The following is a 15864-nucleotide window of genomic DNA, read 5'->3' on the forward strand; positions in this document are numbered from 1 at the left end:
ACATTTTTAATGTTCGCTATGCTGCTGGGTTTACTCGTAACCGGCATTCCATTGGCCTATGTTACTCTCCTCGTGGCGCTTATCTTCGCCCTCGGCTGGTTTGGACCGATGGTTGTGCCGCTGATAACAAGCCGCGTTTACTCGTTTGTTTCATCATTTGTGTTTGTTTCAGTGCCAATGTTCGTGCTTATGGCGGCAATACTTGATCGCTCTGGCATCGCGCGCGATCTGTTTGACGCTATGCGTCTTGTTGGCGGCCGTCTTCGCGGCGGCATTGCCATTCAAACCATCTTCGTTGCTGTTATTTTGGCCGCGATGAGCGGCATTATTGGCGGCGAAGTCGTTCTGCTTGGACTTGTGGCCCTGCCCCAAATGCTGCGCCTTGGCTATGACAAACATCTGGCAATTGGCGTGGTTTGCGCAGGCGGTGCACTTGGCACGATGCTGCCCCCCTCTATTGTTCTGATCATCTACGGCTTAACAGCCAATGTTTCCATCGGCGATCTATTCACCGCGTCATTTTTGCCAGCGCTTATGCTTGCGGGCTTCTATGTCATTTATATCCTTGTGCGCGCTCATTTAAATCCGGCTATGGCTCCCATTCCTGAGCAAGACGATGAAACGCCTATGAGCGAGAAGCTTCGTCTTTTAAAAGGGCTTATTTTACCGCTTCTCGTTGTAGTCTGCGTCTTAGGCTCGATCTATGGCGGCATTGCCAGTGTTACAGAGGCATCGGCGGTCGGTGTTGCTGGCGTATTACTTTCAACCATCATTCGCGGTGAATTCACGCTAGACCTTTTGAAGGGCGCTGCTCTGCAAACGCTTCAGACGGTCGGCATGATCGTTTGGATCGGCATCGGTGCAAGTGCCCTTGTTGGCGTCTTTAACCTGATGGGCGGCATCAATTTCGTGTCTGATTTAATCACAGGCATATCTGATAACCGCGTTATCATCTTGCTCTTCATGATGCTTATCTTGTTCGTCTTGGGCATGTTCCTTGATTGGGTCGGCATCGCGCTTTTGACAATGCCTATATTCGTACCAATCATTTCAGAGTTAGGGTACGATCCTGTTTGGTTTGGTGTGGTGTTCTGTATGAATATGCAGGTATCATTCTTGTCACCGCCATTTGGTCCTGCTGCGTTTTATTTGAAAAGCGTTGCACCGCCTGACATTTCGCTGGCGACGATTTTCAAATCACTTCTACCGTTCATTGCATTGCAAATCTTGGCACTGACAATGCTGATCATATTCCCCGGAATTACAGGGCGATAAAATATCAAGAAGCACGCGACATGGTCCTGCATGATCAATACAAGACCCTGTCGCGTGGCATGTCAGTCGATATACACACTTTATAGCCGAACTCGGCGCTACAGTTGACCTAATCTTAAGATTTAAATGCCAATTCTATTTGCCACCGATCGGGAAAATTCCGTTGCGGCAGCGCTCAATTAACTGGTTAGCAACCGGATAATTAAGCGTGCGATTCTTCATGATCCAGAAGATCGCTGGAAGGCAAAATGTAATTCGGACTTTGCCGACACTGTTCTGGTGCGGCTATTTATTGGTGAAACGACTTGATCGAAGAATTCACAATCGAACGTATTATGGAAGTGTCCGGCGTTGGTGGCTGGCAATTGGATCTTAAGAACAATAAACTTGAGTGGACAAGCCAAACCAAACGAATACACGGCGTACCGTTGGATTATGAACCAAAGATAGAAACAGCAATCGAGTTCTATCACCCCGATGATCGCGCTATCATAACAAAAGCTGTAACTGCTGCGATTGAAAAGCATGCTTCGTGGGATCTAAAACTAAGATTGATCAGAGCAGATGGCGAGCAAATTCGCGTCCGTACTTTTGGCGAAGTGAAAACTGATCTGCATGATACCCCCCGTGTTTTCGGCACTATTCAAAACATAGAAGACACCGAGCGAGAACTGAATAAACTCCAATCAATCTTCGACAATGTTGATCATGGTCTGAATGTGTTTGACGCCGAGGGCCGGCTTCGGTTCTGGAACCAGCAATATCTTGACCTGTTCAACAAGCCCGAAGGCGAAATCTATGAAGGAATGACCCTTCAAGAGATTCTTAGTTGCGAGTTTGAACGTGGCGATTTCGTTGGCGATCCAAAAATATTTAGTGAAGCCTTGCTTGAAGACATGGCGGCCAATCGCGGGACCGTACAAACTGGAACGATAAATGGCTTTCGCACAATTCAAACAATCAACCGGCCTTTACCGGAAGGTGGCTGGGTTTGCACGCACCATGACATTTCAGAAGCAAAGCAGGCCGAAACAAAGCTAGCCTATGCTGCGCATCATGATTCTTTGACATCATTGCTCAACAGGCATGCATTCGAAACCGAGTTTAAAGAGCTGATAGAATCTCATCTCAATGTTGTCATGGTGATCATCGACCTTGATGATTTCAAGCCTGTTAACGATCAATACGGACACGCATCTGGCGACCAATTGCTCAAACTATTCGCTTTTAGAATGAGTGAGCATTACGGTGAATTGGCAATTGTTGCACGACTTGGCGGCGATGAATTTGCCGTTGCCTATGTCACGAAGAACATCGATGTTGAAAAAGTAAAAGCTGATCTGACAAAATTACAAGCCAACCTCATGCGTGAGGCTCTCATTCGCGGACAAACAATCAAACCTGCCGCAAGTATTGGTTGCGCATTTGGGCAAGGCGGCAAGATTACACGCGAAGAGCTTTTCCATCAGGCCGATATGGCTATGTACCGTGCCAAAGCGCGCGGTGGTAATTCGTTTGAAATCTTTGACGAACGTATGGCCGCAGAACTTAAGCTTCGAGATGAAGAAAATCATGCGATTATTGAAGCCTGTCGCAACAACCAATTAGAATTTCATTTTCAACCAATCTGTTCTTTTCAAACAGGCGCTCGAATTGGGTTTGAAATGCTTGTGCGCTGGCCTGAAAAAAGCGATCTTTGGTTTCCAGCAGATCGCATCATAAGCGTTGCAGAAGAAAATCGCCTCATTGATTTATTGGGCAAATATGCAATTAGCTGCGCCTTGAGTAACATCAAAGCCTATGGATTAACCGAAAAAGTTTCCGTCAATGTATCACCGCTCCAATTGGGTAAAGGTGAACTGTTGGCGCATGTTAAAGCTGCAATAAAACGCACTGGTGTTAATCCGGCACAACTGGAATTAGAACTAACAGAAAGCTCGGTCTTGTTAGATGTCAATGGCGCGATGGAAGAGCTTATCGAGATCAAGAAGCTTGGCATCACCATCGCTATTGACGATTTTGGCACCGGTTTTGCAACATTAGATTACCTCAATATGTTCCCGTTTGATCGCCTGAAAATTGATCGTTCTTTTGTTCTGAAACTTCTTCGGGATCAGCAATCAGGCGCCATCATTAGCGCAGTTGCAGCTTTAGCACGCAATATTGGTATGGAAACAACGGCCGAAGGTGTGGAGACTCAAGAGCAATATGATATTCTGCGTGCATCAGGTTGCACACATGCACAAGGTTATCTACTTGGAAAACCGGCTCCTCTATCAGTGTTTTTCGACCATGAAACCAAACTCTACGCATAGCGCTCTAAGACCAATCAGAGACTGATTCCAAGCAATTCCGTCTTGAAGCGCTGCATAAACGCTCTCATTCTACATGATTTCGTCAAAGCGTGACCTGTGAGCGCCCCACTGGTAGAGGCGTGAAGTTTAGCAATAATACAATGCTAAGCTGTTATTTACAATTTTATGAAAAATTAAGCGAAGTAGGAAGCCGCGCTTGCGGCAAAACAAGGGCCTAGCTTAATGACAAATCTGATGAACTACTTCGCTAATCTTGCAGACCGTCTTGTTCCCGATGAGATGCGAAGCGACATCAATGAGCTCAAACGCGTTCGAATGTTCATTATTTCGCATTTGCTCGGCCCATTTTTAGGCTTCCCAATTTTCCTGTTCTTATTTGTAAATGACCCGGCCCCATGGCCGCATGTTCACATCCCAACAGCAGCACTTGCTATGTTCTGGGCTTTTATAATCGCGCTAAAACTGTTTCCTAATTGGTATAGCGCGCTAGCGCTCGCTTCGACCGTGAACTTAAATTTCATCATTCTGTTTACAGCATATCAATATGGCGGTGCGAGTTCACCGTTTTTGATGTGGTTTTTGCTAACACCATTGCTCGCCTTTTTCTATTTAGGCTCAGGCATAAAAACAAGCGTGGCAACGCTTTTACAGATCTTTGGCGGCGTCGGCGTTTTCTACACTGTCTACTTGCTTGATGGTTCTTTTCCGCAGCACATTCCTCTTGAAGATATGGTTGGCGTGACCATGCTATCGTTGATCTGTGCTTCGATGTATATCTTCTTTATGTCGAGCTATTATGCATCGGTTGTCGATTCACAATCTGGGTTACTACGCGAAATCGCCCGACATCAGGCAACTCTTGATGATTTGAAATTCGCAAAAGAAGAAGCTGAACGCGCCAACAGCGCAAAGTCTGATTTCCTAGCCAAGATGAGCCATGAGTTGCGTACGCCGCTCAACGCAGTGTTAGGTTACTCCGAGATATTGCTGGAAGATGCTGAGCTGGATGGCAATGGTGAGCAAATTGCTGATTTGCAAAAGATTAGTGCTGCCGGCAAGCATTTGCTTGCGATGGTCAACGACATTTTGGACATTTCAAAAATTGAAGCTGGGAAAACCGAACTGTATATCGAAGATGTCGACATCGATCAGATGATAAACGAAATCGAGATGACCGCTCGCCCGTTGGCAGCTAAAAACACCAACACATTTGTCATTGAGAAAGCCGAGCAATTAGGCGCTGCTAAAATTGACTTGACCAAAACACGCCAAGCCATTTTCAACCTTCTGTCGAATGCTTCTAAGTTCTGCCAGAATGGTAAAATTGTGTTGACCGCAACCAAGGATTTTACAGGCGAAGTTCCAATGCTAAAAATTGCGGTATCAGATACTGGTGTTGGCATCACAGAAGAGTCATTGGCAACTTTGTTTGAGAATTTCAGTCAAGCCAATGCAGCTGTTAACGCCAAATTCGGTGGCACAGGTCTTGGCCTATCACTTAGCCGAAATCTATGCCGCCTCATGGGCGGTGACATTACAGCAACAAGTACAATCGGTGAAGGATCGGTCTTTACAATCACTGTTCCGCTTGAAGTTGCTGATAACGCAATTACTGACGAAATAGAAAATGAAAACCACACCCAGGTTGATGAAGCATTGATGAATGCTGCTTCTGATTTGCGTGCATTCCAAGAAGGCGATGCGGGTTTATCGGCAAGTACAACAACACACAGTGCGCCAAGAGTTTTGGTCATTGATGATGATAAAGGATATTTGAATCTCGTTGATCGCATATTGCGTAAAGAAGGGTACAGCCCTGTTCTGAGTGATCAGCCTGCCAGTGCTATGCAACTTGCAAGAGCCGTTAAACCTCAACTTATTATGCTTGATGTCCTAATGCCTGAAATCGATGGTTGGGCAGTTGTCGAAATATTGAAATCATCGCCTGACACAGCATCAATTCCACTTTTAATGGTAAGTGTGATCGATGGCCCGCAAACAGGTAGCAGCAATCTCGTAGACGCATTTATTCCTAAACCAGTAGACAGCAAGCAATTGATCAAAAGTATTAACAGTTTGCTTAAGAAAGATGCTGCATAAGCAACATCCAGACAGGGTAATTTTATGAGCACAACAGTACTAATTGTAGAGGACCATCCGGTTAACCGAGACATTATCGGGCGGCGTCTTTCAAAACGGGGGTACACAATTCGTTACGCCGTCGACGGCCCATCCGGCGTTGAAGGTGCTGTAGAATTTAACCCTGACATCATACTGATGGACATAGGGCTTGGAGAAATGGATGGCTGTGAGGCCACACGTAGGATTAAAGCCAACCCTGCTACGACAAACATTCCGATCATCGCTTTGACGGCGAGTGCTTTTGAAACAGACCGGACGCGCGCATTGGAAGCTGGCTGTATTGACTTTGATACTAAGCCGGTCGATCTGCCAAGATTGCTCATTAAAATGAACCGCGCGCTTTTGGTCCAATAATACCAACTTATCTTTTCTGATAAGCATCAAACAAAAGGCCTGATAAAATTTATCAGGCCTTTTTTACTGTTGTAATATTGGCTGTCTGCCTGATGGATCAATCATACCGTCACTATGCTGCGGCACTCATTTCTTCCGACAGTAAAGTCATACGCAATTGTGCAATCTCAATCGGCTTTTGCAACGCAAAAGGAGCATTTAATCCCAGTGAAATTGCTTTAACCCGCGTTTCCTCAAGTATCTCGGGTTCTTGTCCCGAGATGATGAGTATTTTCCCAGCGTATTTTGCATTTGCCAATAGGATCAATAGATCATTTGCATCAAGATTTGGCATACGAATGTCAATTGAAAGAACATCCGGTGCTAATGCACTCGCCAAATTCAAAACCCCGCGAGAGTCAGATGTAGCAAAGGCTTCGTATCGACAACGTTCGGCAACGCGAACGATCAATTCAGCCGATGACACATCATCGTCAATTGCTAGAAGTCTTGGTTGGCGAAACCCAATCATGCTGCGTTCCGTACACTAGCGTCAGCATCTACCGTATTGCCGAAACGTGATTTAATAAGAGATGGATGTTGATCACAAAGCATCAAGTATTCTTTTTCGCCGCTACGCATTGCTTTGAGCATGAGTTGTACCAGCTCATCAACATCAGCGAATGAGTGATCAGACATTACCTGCACACGGAAGCGTGCGCCTCCCTGCGGTACAGCTGGGTACTCCACCAAGTTTGCAATGGCACCAAGATTGCTCAAATCGCGTGATGCAATACGAGCAAGGCCTTCAGCACCAACACGTACTGGAACGATAGCAGATGGATCACCAAGTGTTTCCAAGCCTACTTTGCCCATTTCAGCGCGCATGTAGAGAATATTGTCCATCAGCTTGCGACGACGGGCTGTACCCTCAGCGCTATCGACAATGTTCAATGCAGTCAGTACTGTTGCGGCTTGCACTGGAGACAAGGCGTTTGAGAATGTCTGTGTTGCTGAATAATATTTTAAGTACTCAGCGGTTGCGCGATCTTTGACAGAAATAAACCCACCATTAGATGCAAATGTTTTCGAGAAGCTTCCAATAATAATATCGACGTCTTGCAATACATTTTGAAGCCCCATGTGGCCGCGGCCATCATCGCCCATTGAACCGAAGTCATGTGCACAATCGACCAAAAGCGTTGCTTCATATTCGTCGCACAATGCACGGATTGAACCGATATCCGGTGTATCTGAATGCATTGAGAACAAGCTTTCAGTGACAATCAAAATACCATTATCTTTATCGACTGCACGGATTTTTTGAAGACGACGCTCCAAAGCGCGCAAGTTCAAATGACCATGGAAATGGATGTTCCGTGTTGATGCACGTGCACCTTCCTGGAGGCAAGAATGCGCGAGAATATCAAGTACAACATGATCATCAGGGCGAACAAAACCCTGAATAGCAGCATAACCAGCTGACCAGCCTGTTGGGTAAAGAACAGTTTCGCGATCATAGAGAAATTCAGAAATACGTTTTTCAAGAGCCAATGAATGACGTGTATTTCCAAGAAGAGCCGCTGAACCAGCGCTATGTACGCCGTACTCTTTAATCGCTTCGATTGCAGCTTCTTTTACATCAGGATGCGACGATAAGCTCAAATAATCTTGGGAAGCGAAATTGACGCCTTTGACCAATGAACCATCATCATTTTTTGCTTCACAATGTGTTTTTGGCGCTGTCGCTGTTGACTTAGCATAAGGCCAAAGGTCCGAAGCGCGGCGAATTTCCTGCCAATCAAAAAATCCATCCGTACGGTGAATTATGTCAGTACCTGTGAAAGCGCGATAATCACGTAAGCTTCCCTGCAATGCTTCGCTTGTTATTTTTTTAGAATTATTTTCCATCATATTGCCCAATTTTATTTGCCCACTTTTATTATATTGCTAAAGCATAGGATAAACATCTGAAAACAATGATAAAAATTGAGGTAAACTGAAATTCACTACGTTAGATAAAAACGAGCAGTTACTTGCAACCATTCGTTAATCATAATCGAGAAATGTATAAAATTCTAACTTAACGTCAGCCAAAAGAAACACTGAGTTAACACCACTATTATAGTGTCGCTTTATTATGATGGTGAGACGATGAATATATATAGCAACTATAAGTCAAAGCTACAAAGTATGATTGCACCTTATTGCATTGACAGTAAGCGTCGGCGCCAACTCATGGCTAGCCAACTAAACGGCTTACTGGAGATGGTTCCAATTGGAACGGTAGGCGCAGTTTTATCAGTGCTTTTGCTGACGAATATGATGCAAGGCACATCTGTCGTTCAAGTTGCTTTGATCGTATCTGCATTCATTTTTGTTTATCAGTTTATGGCGCTGCGCGCTTACCTTGTCGCGCGCCAACAAGAAACACGTAGAGAAGCCAGCGTAAAAATCATTAAGCGTCTCGTGTTACGTGCTGGCGTGCATGGCGTCCTTTGGGGCGGCATGTGTTACTTGGTAATTTCTAGTGCCGATAGCACTGACCTCTTTGTTAGCGGTATGATTTTAGGCGGTACACTACTTATCACGTCATTTTGTTATCGATCCGTTCCTCAGGCGAGCTTAACCTTCATTGCCGTTAGCGGAATCTTCCTGGCTTTAGGCCTTTTTAGCCGCCCTGAAGTCATTAGCCTTGTTCATGTGATCGGCCTTATCGTTGCCTATTACACGCTCGTTCCAGCAATGGTTTTACAGCAATCGAAAGAGTTTTTTACGCGGTGCATAAATGAGCTTAACAGCAATGAAGAAGCTGAAATATCCAACGCGCTTTTAAACCGCTTTGAAGAAACAGGGCATGATTGGTTCTGGGCAACAGATGAAAATGGGTATTTGGAACGTGCTTCTGATAATTTACGTAGTTTCCTTAGCACAGTAAACAGCGCATTCTCTGACACAGCCACAAGTATTAAGCTTGGTGATTTTGATCCAGATAGTTGCGGTAGCCTATCTTCAGTGCTGGCTGCCCGCCAAGATTTTGAAGACTTAGGATTAAGAATTGATCTTGAAGACGGCAAACACTGGGTTTCATTTTCTGGACGCACGATCACACGAAATGATGGCTCCTTTGGAGGTTTTGCCGGCGTTTGTGCAGATGTCACAAAGGCTAGATTGGCTGAAGAAAAAATAGTCGAGATGGCGATAGTTGACGGTTTGACCGGATTACACAACCGGACAAGCCTTTATAAGGAAATTGATGTGATGGTGCGCCGCCTTGAGCGATATGCGACACCGTTTACTTTACTGTTTCTTGATCTTGATAAATTTAAACTCGTCAACGATTCCTATGGTCACCATGTCGGCGATGCATTGCTGAAAGAGGCCTCGAATCGTATTCGCTCTGTGTTGCGGGACAAAGATGTTGTTGGTCGTCTAGGCGGCGATGAGTTTGCAGTACTCGTGCAGGAAACCAATGACCCCGTTTTCGTTGCCAAATTGGCAGCGCGCATCATTCAAATTGTTTCTGAACCTTATGAAGTTGAAAACGAGACCCTTTATATAGGTCTAAGTGTTGGCATTGCGATGGCACCAATACATGGCACGCAGCGCGAACAATTATTGCGTAATGCCGACCTGGCATTGTATCGCGCCAAAGATGACGGACGCGGTGTCTTCCGTTATTTTGAAGCCCAGATGGATTTCGAACAGCGCGAACGCAGAATGCTCGAACAAGAAATGCGTCAGGCTTTAAGCGATAATGAATTTGAAATGAAATTCCAGCCGATGATCAGCACGCAAAGCGGGCGCGTTGCCTGTATGGAAGCTTTGATCCGTTGGAACCATTCAATTCGCGGTCGCTTGTCTCCAGATGAATTTATTTCTATTGCCGAACAATCAAACTTGATCGTTGATGTCGGGCGCTGGTCAATAAAATCAGCCTGTAACACTGCACTTACATGGCCGGAAGATGTAAAAGTCGCGGTCAACATTTCAGGCATGCACTTCATGCGCTCGGATATCGTTGGCGATGTAAGACAAGTCCTTGAAGAAACGGGTATCACGCCATCAAGACTTGAAGTTGAAATCACCGAAAGCATTCTAATTGATAATAATGGTGAAACGGTCACCAAACTCAACGGATTACGGGCACTGGGTGTCAGTATCGCAATGGATGATTTTGGAACAGGGTATTCAAGTTTGGGTTATTTGACCCGCTTCAAATTTGATCGACTAAAAATCGATAAATCGTTTCTTATGGGGATGGAGGAGAACGAAAATCGAAAAGCAATTGTTTATGCCATCTCTGCGTTGGGTGAAAATCTTAATATCGACATCACTGTTGAAGGTGTCGAAACACGAGAACATGTTGAGTTCTTGAAAACGATCCACTGCGATCAGGCGCAAGGTTATTATTACTCTAAACCTATTCCAGTTAGTGAAGTACCTGCATTTTTGTTGCGCACGTTCTCTGAAGCAATTTCAACACGCTCTCCAGCAACTATAAAAGGTAATACCGCTGCGTAACATTAAATGCGTTATCTAATTCTTAGATACCGTAATTAATGGTTTGGAAACCATATTCATTCATTTTGTGTCCAAGGAATTCTATTTGGAACAAGATTATGCATATTTTAAAGTATGGCCTTCTCATCGCCGCCTTATCTACAGGCTCCGCAGCAGCTGCAGATAGCCAATCTGCTCTAGCAGATGCTAATTTTGACCAGCGCTGGTCTTGGTCCGGCTTTAATGTCGGTGTCATTGCGGGCTATGGTACACAATCTGACGAACAGGTTTTGCCAGGCGGCACGGTTTATGCGGCTGCAGAAGGTGATGGCGACGTATATGGCGCCTTTATCGGTTACAGCCATCAAATGGGCAATTTTGTTGCTGGTATTGAAGGTTCGTACCAAAAATACGACACTATGTTTAGAGACGGTGATCAGGTTACGATTGAAGATATGTGGTCGGTTACAGCGCGTTTAGGCTATGCAATCGACAGGTTTCACGGCTATGCATTTATTGGCGGCGCAATGGGCAATACAACATCTCCAAATACGATATTAGAGGGCCGCGACATTGGACTTGTCTATGGCGCAGGCTTGGATGTTGGTTTGACGGAAAACCTCTATGCTGGCGTACAGTATCAACGTCATGAATTCGATGACTTTGCGGATCTACCTTTGCCTGTCGACATCAATGCATCAATGAACACATATACGTTCCGCCTTGGTTATAAATTCTAATTTATGATCTTGCTTAAGTGACTTTAGGCTATCTTTTGCCAAGATGTGAATCGCTCTTATCCATGCGAAAAACAATTGTGCGACTAAGGGTGATGATGTTTGATTGTCGAATTTTTTCCTCATCAAACTGATAAGATCTACACTATTTCCGCTTCGTTGCAGCGCTCCGTATTTACCTTGGTTAGCCCACATAAAAATACCCAGCGAAACTAACCGCTGGGTATAAATGCTAGATCAATATAAATTTATTCTGCTGATGCAGCTTTGATTGCTTTGATCAGCGTATCGCCATTTTCTGCGATAAAGGCGTCCCATACAGGCGTCACAGCTGCTTGGAATGCTGCGCCATCAACGTCGCGGTTAACCTCCATTCCATTCTTTTCAAGATCAGCAATCATTTCATCTTCTTTCTCAATAGAAAGTTTGCGTTGCATGTCAGTTGCTTCTTTCGCAACCTCCATGATTGTTGCTTGCTGTTCTGCAGTCAGGCCTTCGTATTTGTTTAGGTTCATTGCCACAGCAAGAGGCGCATATGCGTGTTGTGTCAAAGAGAGATATTTTTGAACTTCGTAGAATTTGAAAGACAATGTTACACCGATCGGGTGGTCTTGCGCATCGACAACACCCGTTTCTAGCGCAGTATATAGTTCTGCAACAGGTATCTGCTGTGGGTTCGCACCCAGCGCAGCAAACATATCGTTTAGTGCTATAGAATTGTTAACCCGCATCTGAAGGCCGCTAACGTCCGCAGGTGTTGCTATTGGTCCGCGATTGTTTGTCATATTGCGATAACCATTTTCTGGGTATCCAAGACCAATAAGACCAAAATCTTTCATCTGCATACGCAAATTTGTGCCAACTTCTCCATCAAGCACTTTGTATGCAGTCTCACGTTCAGGGAACATGAATGGCAATGTGAAGGCCGCAGATTCTGGCATCAAACCTGAAAGGTTGTTCAAGCCAACCATGAAAATGTCGATAATACCTGAACGTGTACCATCAATCATCGCTGCGTCATTACCCAACTGTCCTTGCGGGAAAATTGCAACTTTGACTTCGCCGTTTGTACGTTTTTCAACCTCTTCTTTGAAAAACACTGAAAAGTCCTGCTGTAGGTCTGTTTCAGGTGCAGCATGCGCAAGCTTCAGCGTTACTTCAGCCCATACATTACCAACGGATGCAACCGCAATTAGTGACGCGACACCGAGCGTCTTCAATATTTTTTTCATTTTACTCTCCCAGAAGTTATCCGATGAACCATTTCATCGGAACAATGATGATGCTCGGCACCGCAATAAAGACGGCTAAGAGCAACATGTAAGCTATTATGAAAGGCAGTGCGCCTTTCGCGGCGACTGACATGGGTACACGGCTGACACCGCAAACCACATTCAGGACGGTCCCAACCGGAGGGGTTATCAGACCAATTGATGTATTGATGACAAACATGAGACCAAAATAGACAGGATCAATGCCTGCCATTTTGATGATTGGCATTAGCAGCGGCACTAAAATCAAAATGGTCGGCGACAAGTCCATTACCATGCCAATGAGCAGAACAATGATCATGATGACTGCCATCAAGAGACGCGGCGACTCAATGAGCGGTCCAAGCATTGAAGCAAGTTGCTGAGGTAATTGCGCTACCGTGATGAGCCATGCAGCTACCATTGCGCAACCAACGAGGAACATAACCATAGCTGTTGATCGTCCCGCATTAATAAGAACACCCACAAATCCAGAAAGGGTCATCTCACGGTAAATAACGGTGGATACAAATATCGCATATACAGCTGCAACTACGGCCGCTTCGGTCGGTGTAAACACACCAAAGCGAATGCCGCCAACAATAATTATCGGGAGAAACAAAGCCCAAATACTTTTGCGAAAAGCATCTACCCGCTGTGCCGTTGACGCCTTTGGCATAGTTTCCAGCTTTTCCTTGCGCATCAACCGAGACCAAACGAAAATCAATACAGCGCCCATCATCAAGCCTGGAGCAATGCCGCCAAGAAACAGATTTTTGATTGAAATATTACCTGCAACTCCAATCAAGATCAGAGGCAGAGAAGGCGGGATTACCGGTGCAATGATACCGCCTGAAGCCAGCAAGCCGACCGAATGGCCCTCGGGATAACCTGCCTTGCGCATCATCGGATATAGCATACTGACGAGCGCAGCGGCGTCAGCTACGGCTGAACCAGATAGGCCCGCCAAAAGCACTGCCGTAAAAATAGCAACATATCCAAGACCACCTTGGCGATGGCCAACGAGGGTCATGGCAAGGTCAACAATACGCTTGGACAAACCGCCCGATGACATCACCTCACCGGCCACCAGAAAGAACGGAATGGCTAAAAGAGGGAAGCTATCAACACCGTTTATCAGTGACTGCGCTAGAATATCTGCACTGAACAAATCCATCTGAAGCATTAGCGCCATTGCAGACAGAAGTAGAGCAAAAGCAACAGGCAAGCCTAAAAGGATCGACCCAATTAGGACGCCAAGAAAGAGAGCGAGTGTCATTGTAATTCCTCGTCAAGCAACATTGCTGGATTGAAAATGCGAACGATGGCGATGAAGCTCATCAGAGCACCAGAAATCACACCCGCTAAATAAAACAGTGAAGAAGGCAGGCCTGTTAGCTGAGAAATATTATTCCAATTGGCATTCATCTGTTTGAACGCACCCCAAAACAACATGAGCATTGAGATCAATATGACGACGTAAGCCAAGCGGCGCAAAATAGGTACCAATCGCGGCATGACTGCAACTGAAAACTCATACACCGCGAGATGTTCGTTGCGCCGGAGCACCACGGCGGCCCCAACCATCACAAGCCAAACAAAACCAAGCCGAGAGAGCTCCACGGATGGGCGCAGGCCGGAAGAAAAACCATATCGCATGACGACATTCGTAAAAACGAGCACAATCATCGCGAAGAGAAGCGAGGCCATTATTAGATCAACTGATCGCCATATCACTCTCAATAACAAAGGAGGTCCTCCCAAACCGTAATTAAGTTGCCAACACTAAAAATATAGACAATAAAGGTTATCGATAACCTCAAAGTTATCGATAACCTTTATTTGAGTCAAGCTATGAAAAACGAGAAAGATAAGATTGATTTGGCCGACGCCAATTTTCCAACAGCTAAGCATGCGACGCTGGCTGATGTGGCGCGTCACGCAAATGTTAGCGCGATGACAGTTTCAAAAGTTCTACGTGGTGTAGGAAGCATTTCTAAAGATACTCGCGCCCGCGTAAAAGCATCGGCTGAAGCCTTAGGCTATGTGACCAATGGTATCGCAGGCGCATTAAGTGCGAAAAAGAACACCACAGTCGGTATCGTGATTCCGTCAATTTCAGATAGCGTCTATTCAGAGATCATCAGCGCATTAAGCGATAGCCTTACTGAGGCCGGATTAACGCTCCTAATTTCAGAGAGCAATTTCAGTGGGCAAATAGAAGAGCGGCAAATTCGAATGATCATGTCACTTCGACCCGCTGCATTAATAGTTACTGGCGGCATAGAACGATCAATTAGCGCCGAAAAATTACTCAAGCGCTATCCTGCGCCAATCTTACAATTGTGGGACGCTGACAACCCTTTCGGCGACGCTACGATTGGACCATCACACTTGCAGGCTGGCCGAATAGCTGCTGAGCATTTTTTGAAAAGTGGCCTAAATAAAATTGCTTATGTTGGTGCCGAGCTTTCAAAGGATATTTGTGCACGTCTGCGTCTTGAGGCTTTTCGCGAACGGCTTGCAGAGGAAAACATTGCCTTAGAATGCTTTGTTGATGAAGCATCCCCTCGGCAAGCTGCGTCGGGTGAAACACTCGTCAATCAAATGATTTCATCAGGATACAAGCCTAATGCCATATTCTTCTTAAATGATTCGATGGCATTGGGTGGCTTACGTGCCTTGTTAAAATACGGCATCAAGGTTCCAGATGAAGTCTCCGTGTTGGGATTTAATGGCACCTCTCGCTTGAACACGGTTCAAACACAACTGACCACAATCAGTATGGACAGGCGCGCGATCGGAACAACAGCAGGTGTAGCACTCCGCGCTATACTAGACGGCAAAAAGCCGGAGAAGATTCCGCCAACTAAATTACACATTCTATCGGGAACAACTGGATAAACTTTTGCGCTCGAAATCCACTTATCTTACTTTCAAACACTGAGTTATTTTATGATTACGCGTTATGCACTTTTTGAAGGCACCGTTAAGAACGACGAACTAGAAGATTTCCGCGAGGCATTCTTAAGCAAGGCTGTTCCTCAATTAAGGCAAATGCCGAATGTGTTAAACCTCACCGTTTCGTTTTCCGAGTTTCAAGACGAAGGAGCGCCACAGTTTCCTATCATTATGGCCGTCACGTATAGTGATATAAAATGTATGACAATTGCGCTCGAAAGTCCTGAGCGCGAGAAAGCCAAAATGATAACTGAAGAAATTTTGAGTACCTACTTCGAAGGGCGAGTTCATCATCACGTGACGGAATCGCATAATCACGAAGCACTTATCGCAACTGCTGGGTGAGAG

At 45.4% G+C, this 15864-nt stretch carries 13 protein-coding genes; 8 read left to right on the forward strand and 5 right to left on the reverse strand.

Features of this window, described 5'->3' with window-relative positions; genetic code table 11:
• Positions 1–9 precede the first annotated feature (9 nt).
• The 4 genes from C504_RS0108755 (at position 10) to C504_RS0108770 (ending at position 6086) form a co-directional block, all read left to right on the forward strand.
• Positions 10–1275: a TRAP transporter large permease gene (locus C504_RS0108755; protein ID WP_211097967.1), complete on the forward strand. Its 1266-nt coding sequence runs from the start codon at positions 10–12 to the stop codon at positions 1273–1275.
• A gap of 305 nt (positions 1276–1580) precedes the next feature.
• The gene (locus tag C504_RS0108760) at positions 1581–3590 is read left to right on the forward strand and encodes a putative bifunctional diguanylate cyclase/phosphodiesterase (protein ID WP_018688958.1); all 2010 of its coding nucleotides are present in this window, start codon (positions 1581–1583) and stop codon (positions 3588–3590) included.
• Positions 3591–3812: 222 nt separating this feature from the next.
• A complete protein-coding gene (locus C504_RS0108765; protein ID WP_018688959.1) occupies positions 3813–5690 on the forward strand; it encodes an ATP-binding response regulator in 1878 nt (625 codons plus the stop codon).
• 24 nt (positions 5691–5714) lie between these two features.
• Positions 5715–6086, forward strand: coding sequence for a response regulator (locus tag C504_RS0108770; RefSeq protein WP_026317336.1), 372 nt, complete (start codon positions 5715–5717; stop codon positions 6084–6086).
• Positions 6087–6198: 112 nt separating this feature from the next.
• Here C504_RS0108770 and C504_RS0108775 read toward each other — a convergent pair whose 3' ends face one another.
• Both C504_RS0108775 and C504_RS0108780 read right to left on the reverse strand, forming a co-directional pair.
• Positions 6199–6597, reverse strand: a complete 399-nt coding sequence (locus C504_RS0108775; protein WP_018688961.1) for a response regulator — start codon at positions 6595–6597, stop codon at positions 6199–6201.
• Positions 6594–7976 carry an aminotransferase class I/II-fold pyridoxal phosphate-dependent enzyme gene (locus C504_RS0108780; protein WP_041951656.1) on the reverse strand — a complete coding sequence of 461 codons (1383 nt, stop codon included), beginning with the start codon at positions 7974–7976 and terminating at the stop codon, positions 6594–6596. Before C504_RS0108780 ends, C504_RS0108775 begins: the two co-directional genes overlap by 4 nt.
• A 327-nt stretch (positions 7977–8303) precedes the next feature.
• Here C504_RS0108780 and C504_RS18315 point away from each other — a divergent pair, with 327 nt between their 5' ends.
• Both C504_RS18315 and C504_RS0108790 read left to right on the forward strand, forming a co-directional pair.
• Entirely contained in the window at positions 8304–10589 is a 2286-nt protein-coding gene (locus C504_RS18315; RefSeq protein WP_018688963.1) for a putative bifunctional diguanylate cyclase/phosphodiesterase, read from the forward strand.
• Between the two features lie 98 nt (positions 10590–10687).
• Positions 10688–11308: an outer membrane protein gene (locus tag C504_RS0108790; RefSeq protein ID WP_018688964.1), complete on the forward strand. Its 621-nt coding sequence runs from the start codon at positions 10688–10690 to the stop codon at positions 11306–11308.
• A 245-nt stretch (positions 11309–11553) separates the two neighbouring features.
• On the opposite strand, the gene C504_RS0108795 is transcribed toward C504_RS0108790, so the two are convergent.
• From C504_RS0108795 to C504_RS0108805, 3 genes are read right to left on the reverse strand one after another with little or no spacing between them, the layout of a single operon-like run.
• Positions 11554–12537, reverse strand: a complete 984-nt coding sequence (locus tag C504_RS0108795) for a TRAP transporter substrate-binding protein (protein ID WP_018688965.1) — start codon at positions 12535–12537, stop codon at positions 11554–11556.
• Between the two features lie 16 nt (positions 12538–12553).
• On the reverse strand, positions 12554–13834 hold the full coding sequence (locus C504_RS0108800) for a TRAP transporter large permease subunit (protein WP_018688966.1): 1281 nt from the start codon (positions 13832–13834) through the stop codon (positions 12554–12556).
• Positions 13831–14265 carry a TRAP transporter small permease gene (locus C504_RS0108805; protein ID WP_018688967.1) on the reverse strand — a complete coding sequence of 145 codons (435 nt, stop codon included), beginning with the start codon at positions 14263–14265 and terminating at the stop codon, positions 13831–13833. The genes C504_RS0108800 and C504_RS0108805 overlap by 4 nt, the downstream gene beginning before the upstream one ends.
• A 144-nt stretch (positions 14266–14409) precedes the next feature.
• On the opposite strand from C504_RS0108805, the gene C504_RS17515 reads away from it, so the two are divergent.
• Both C504_RS17515 and C504_RS0108815 read left to right on the forward strand, forming a co-directional pair.
• Complete coding sequence (locus C504_RS17515; protein ID WP_018688968.1) at positions 14410–15459, forward strand: LacI family DNA-binding transcriptional regulator; 1050 nt, start codon at positions 14410–14412, stop codon at positions 15457–15459.
• 51 nt (positions 15460–15510) lie between these two features.
• Positions 15511–15861, forward strand: a complete 351-nt coding sequence (locus C504_RS0108815) for a hypothetical protein (RefSeq protein ID WP_018688969.1) — start codon at positions 15511–15513, stop codon at positions 15859–15861.
• Positions 15862–15864 lie beyond the last annotated feature (3 nt).

Source organism: Ahrensia kielensis DSM 5890, assembly GCF_000374465.1.
Classification (GTDB): domain Bacteria; phylum Pseudomonadota; class Alphaproteobacteria; order Rhizobiales; family Rhizobiaceae; genus Ahrensia; species Ahrensia kielensis.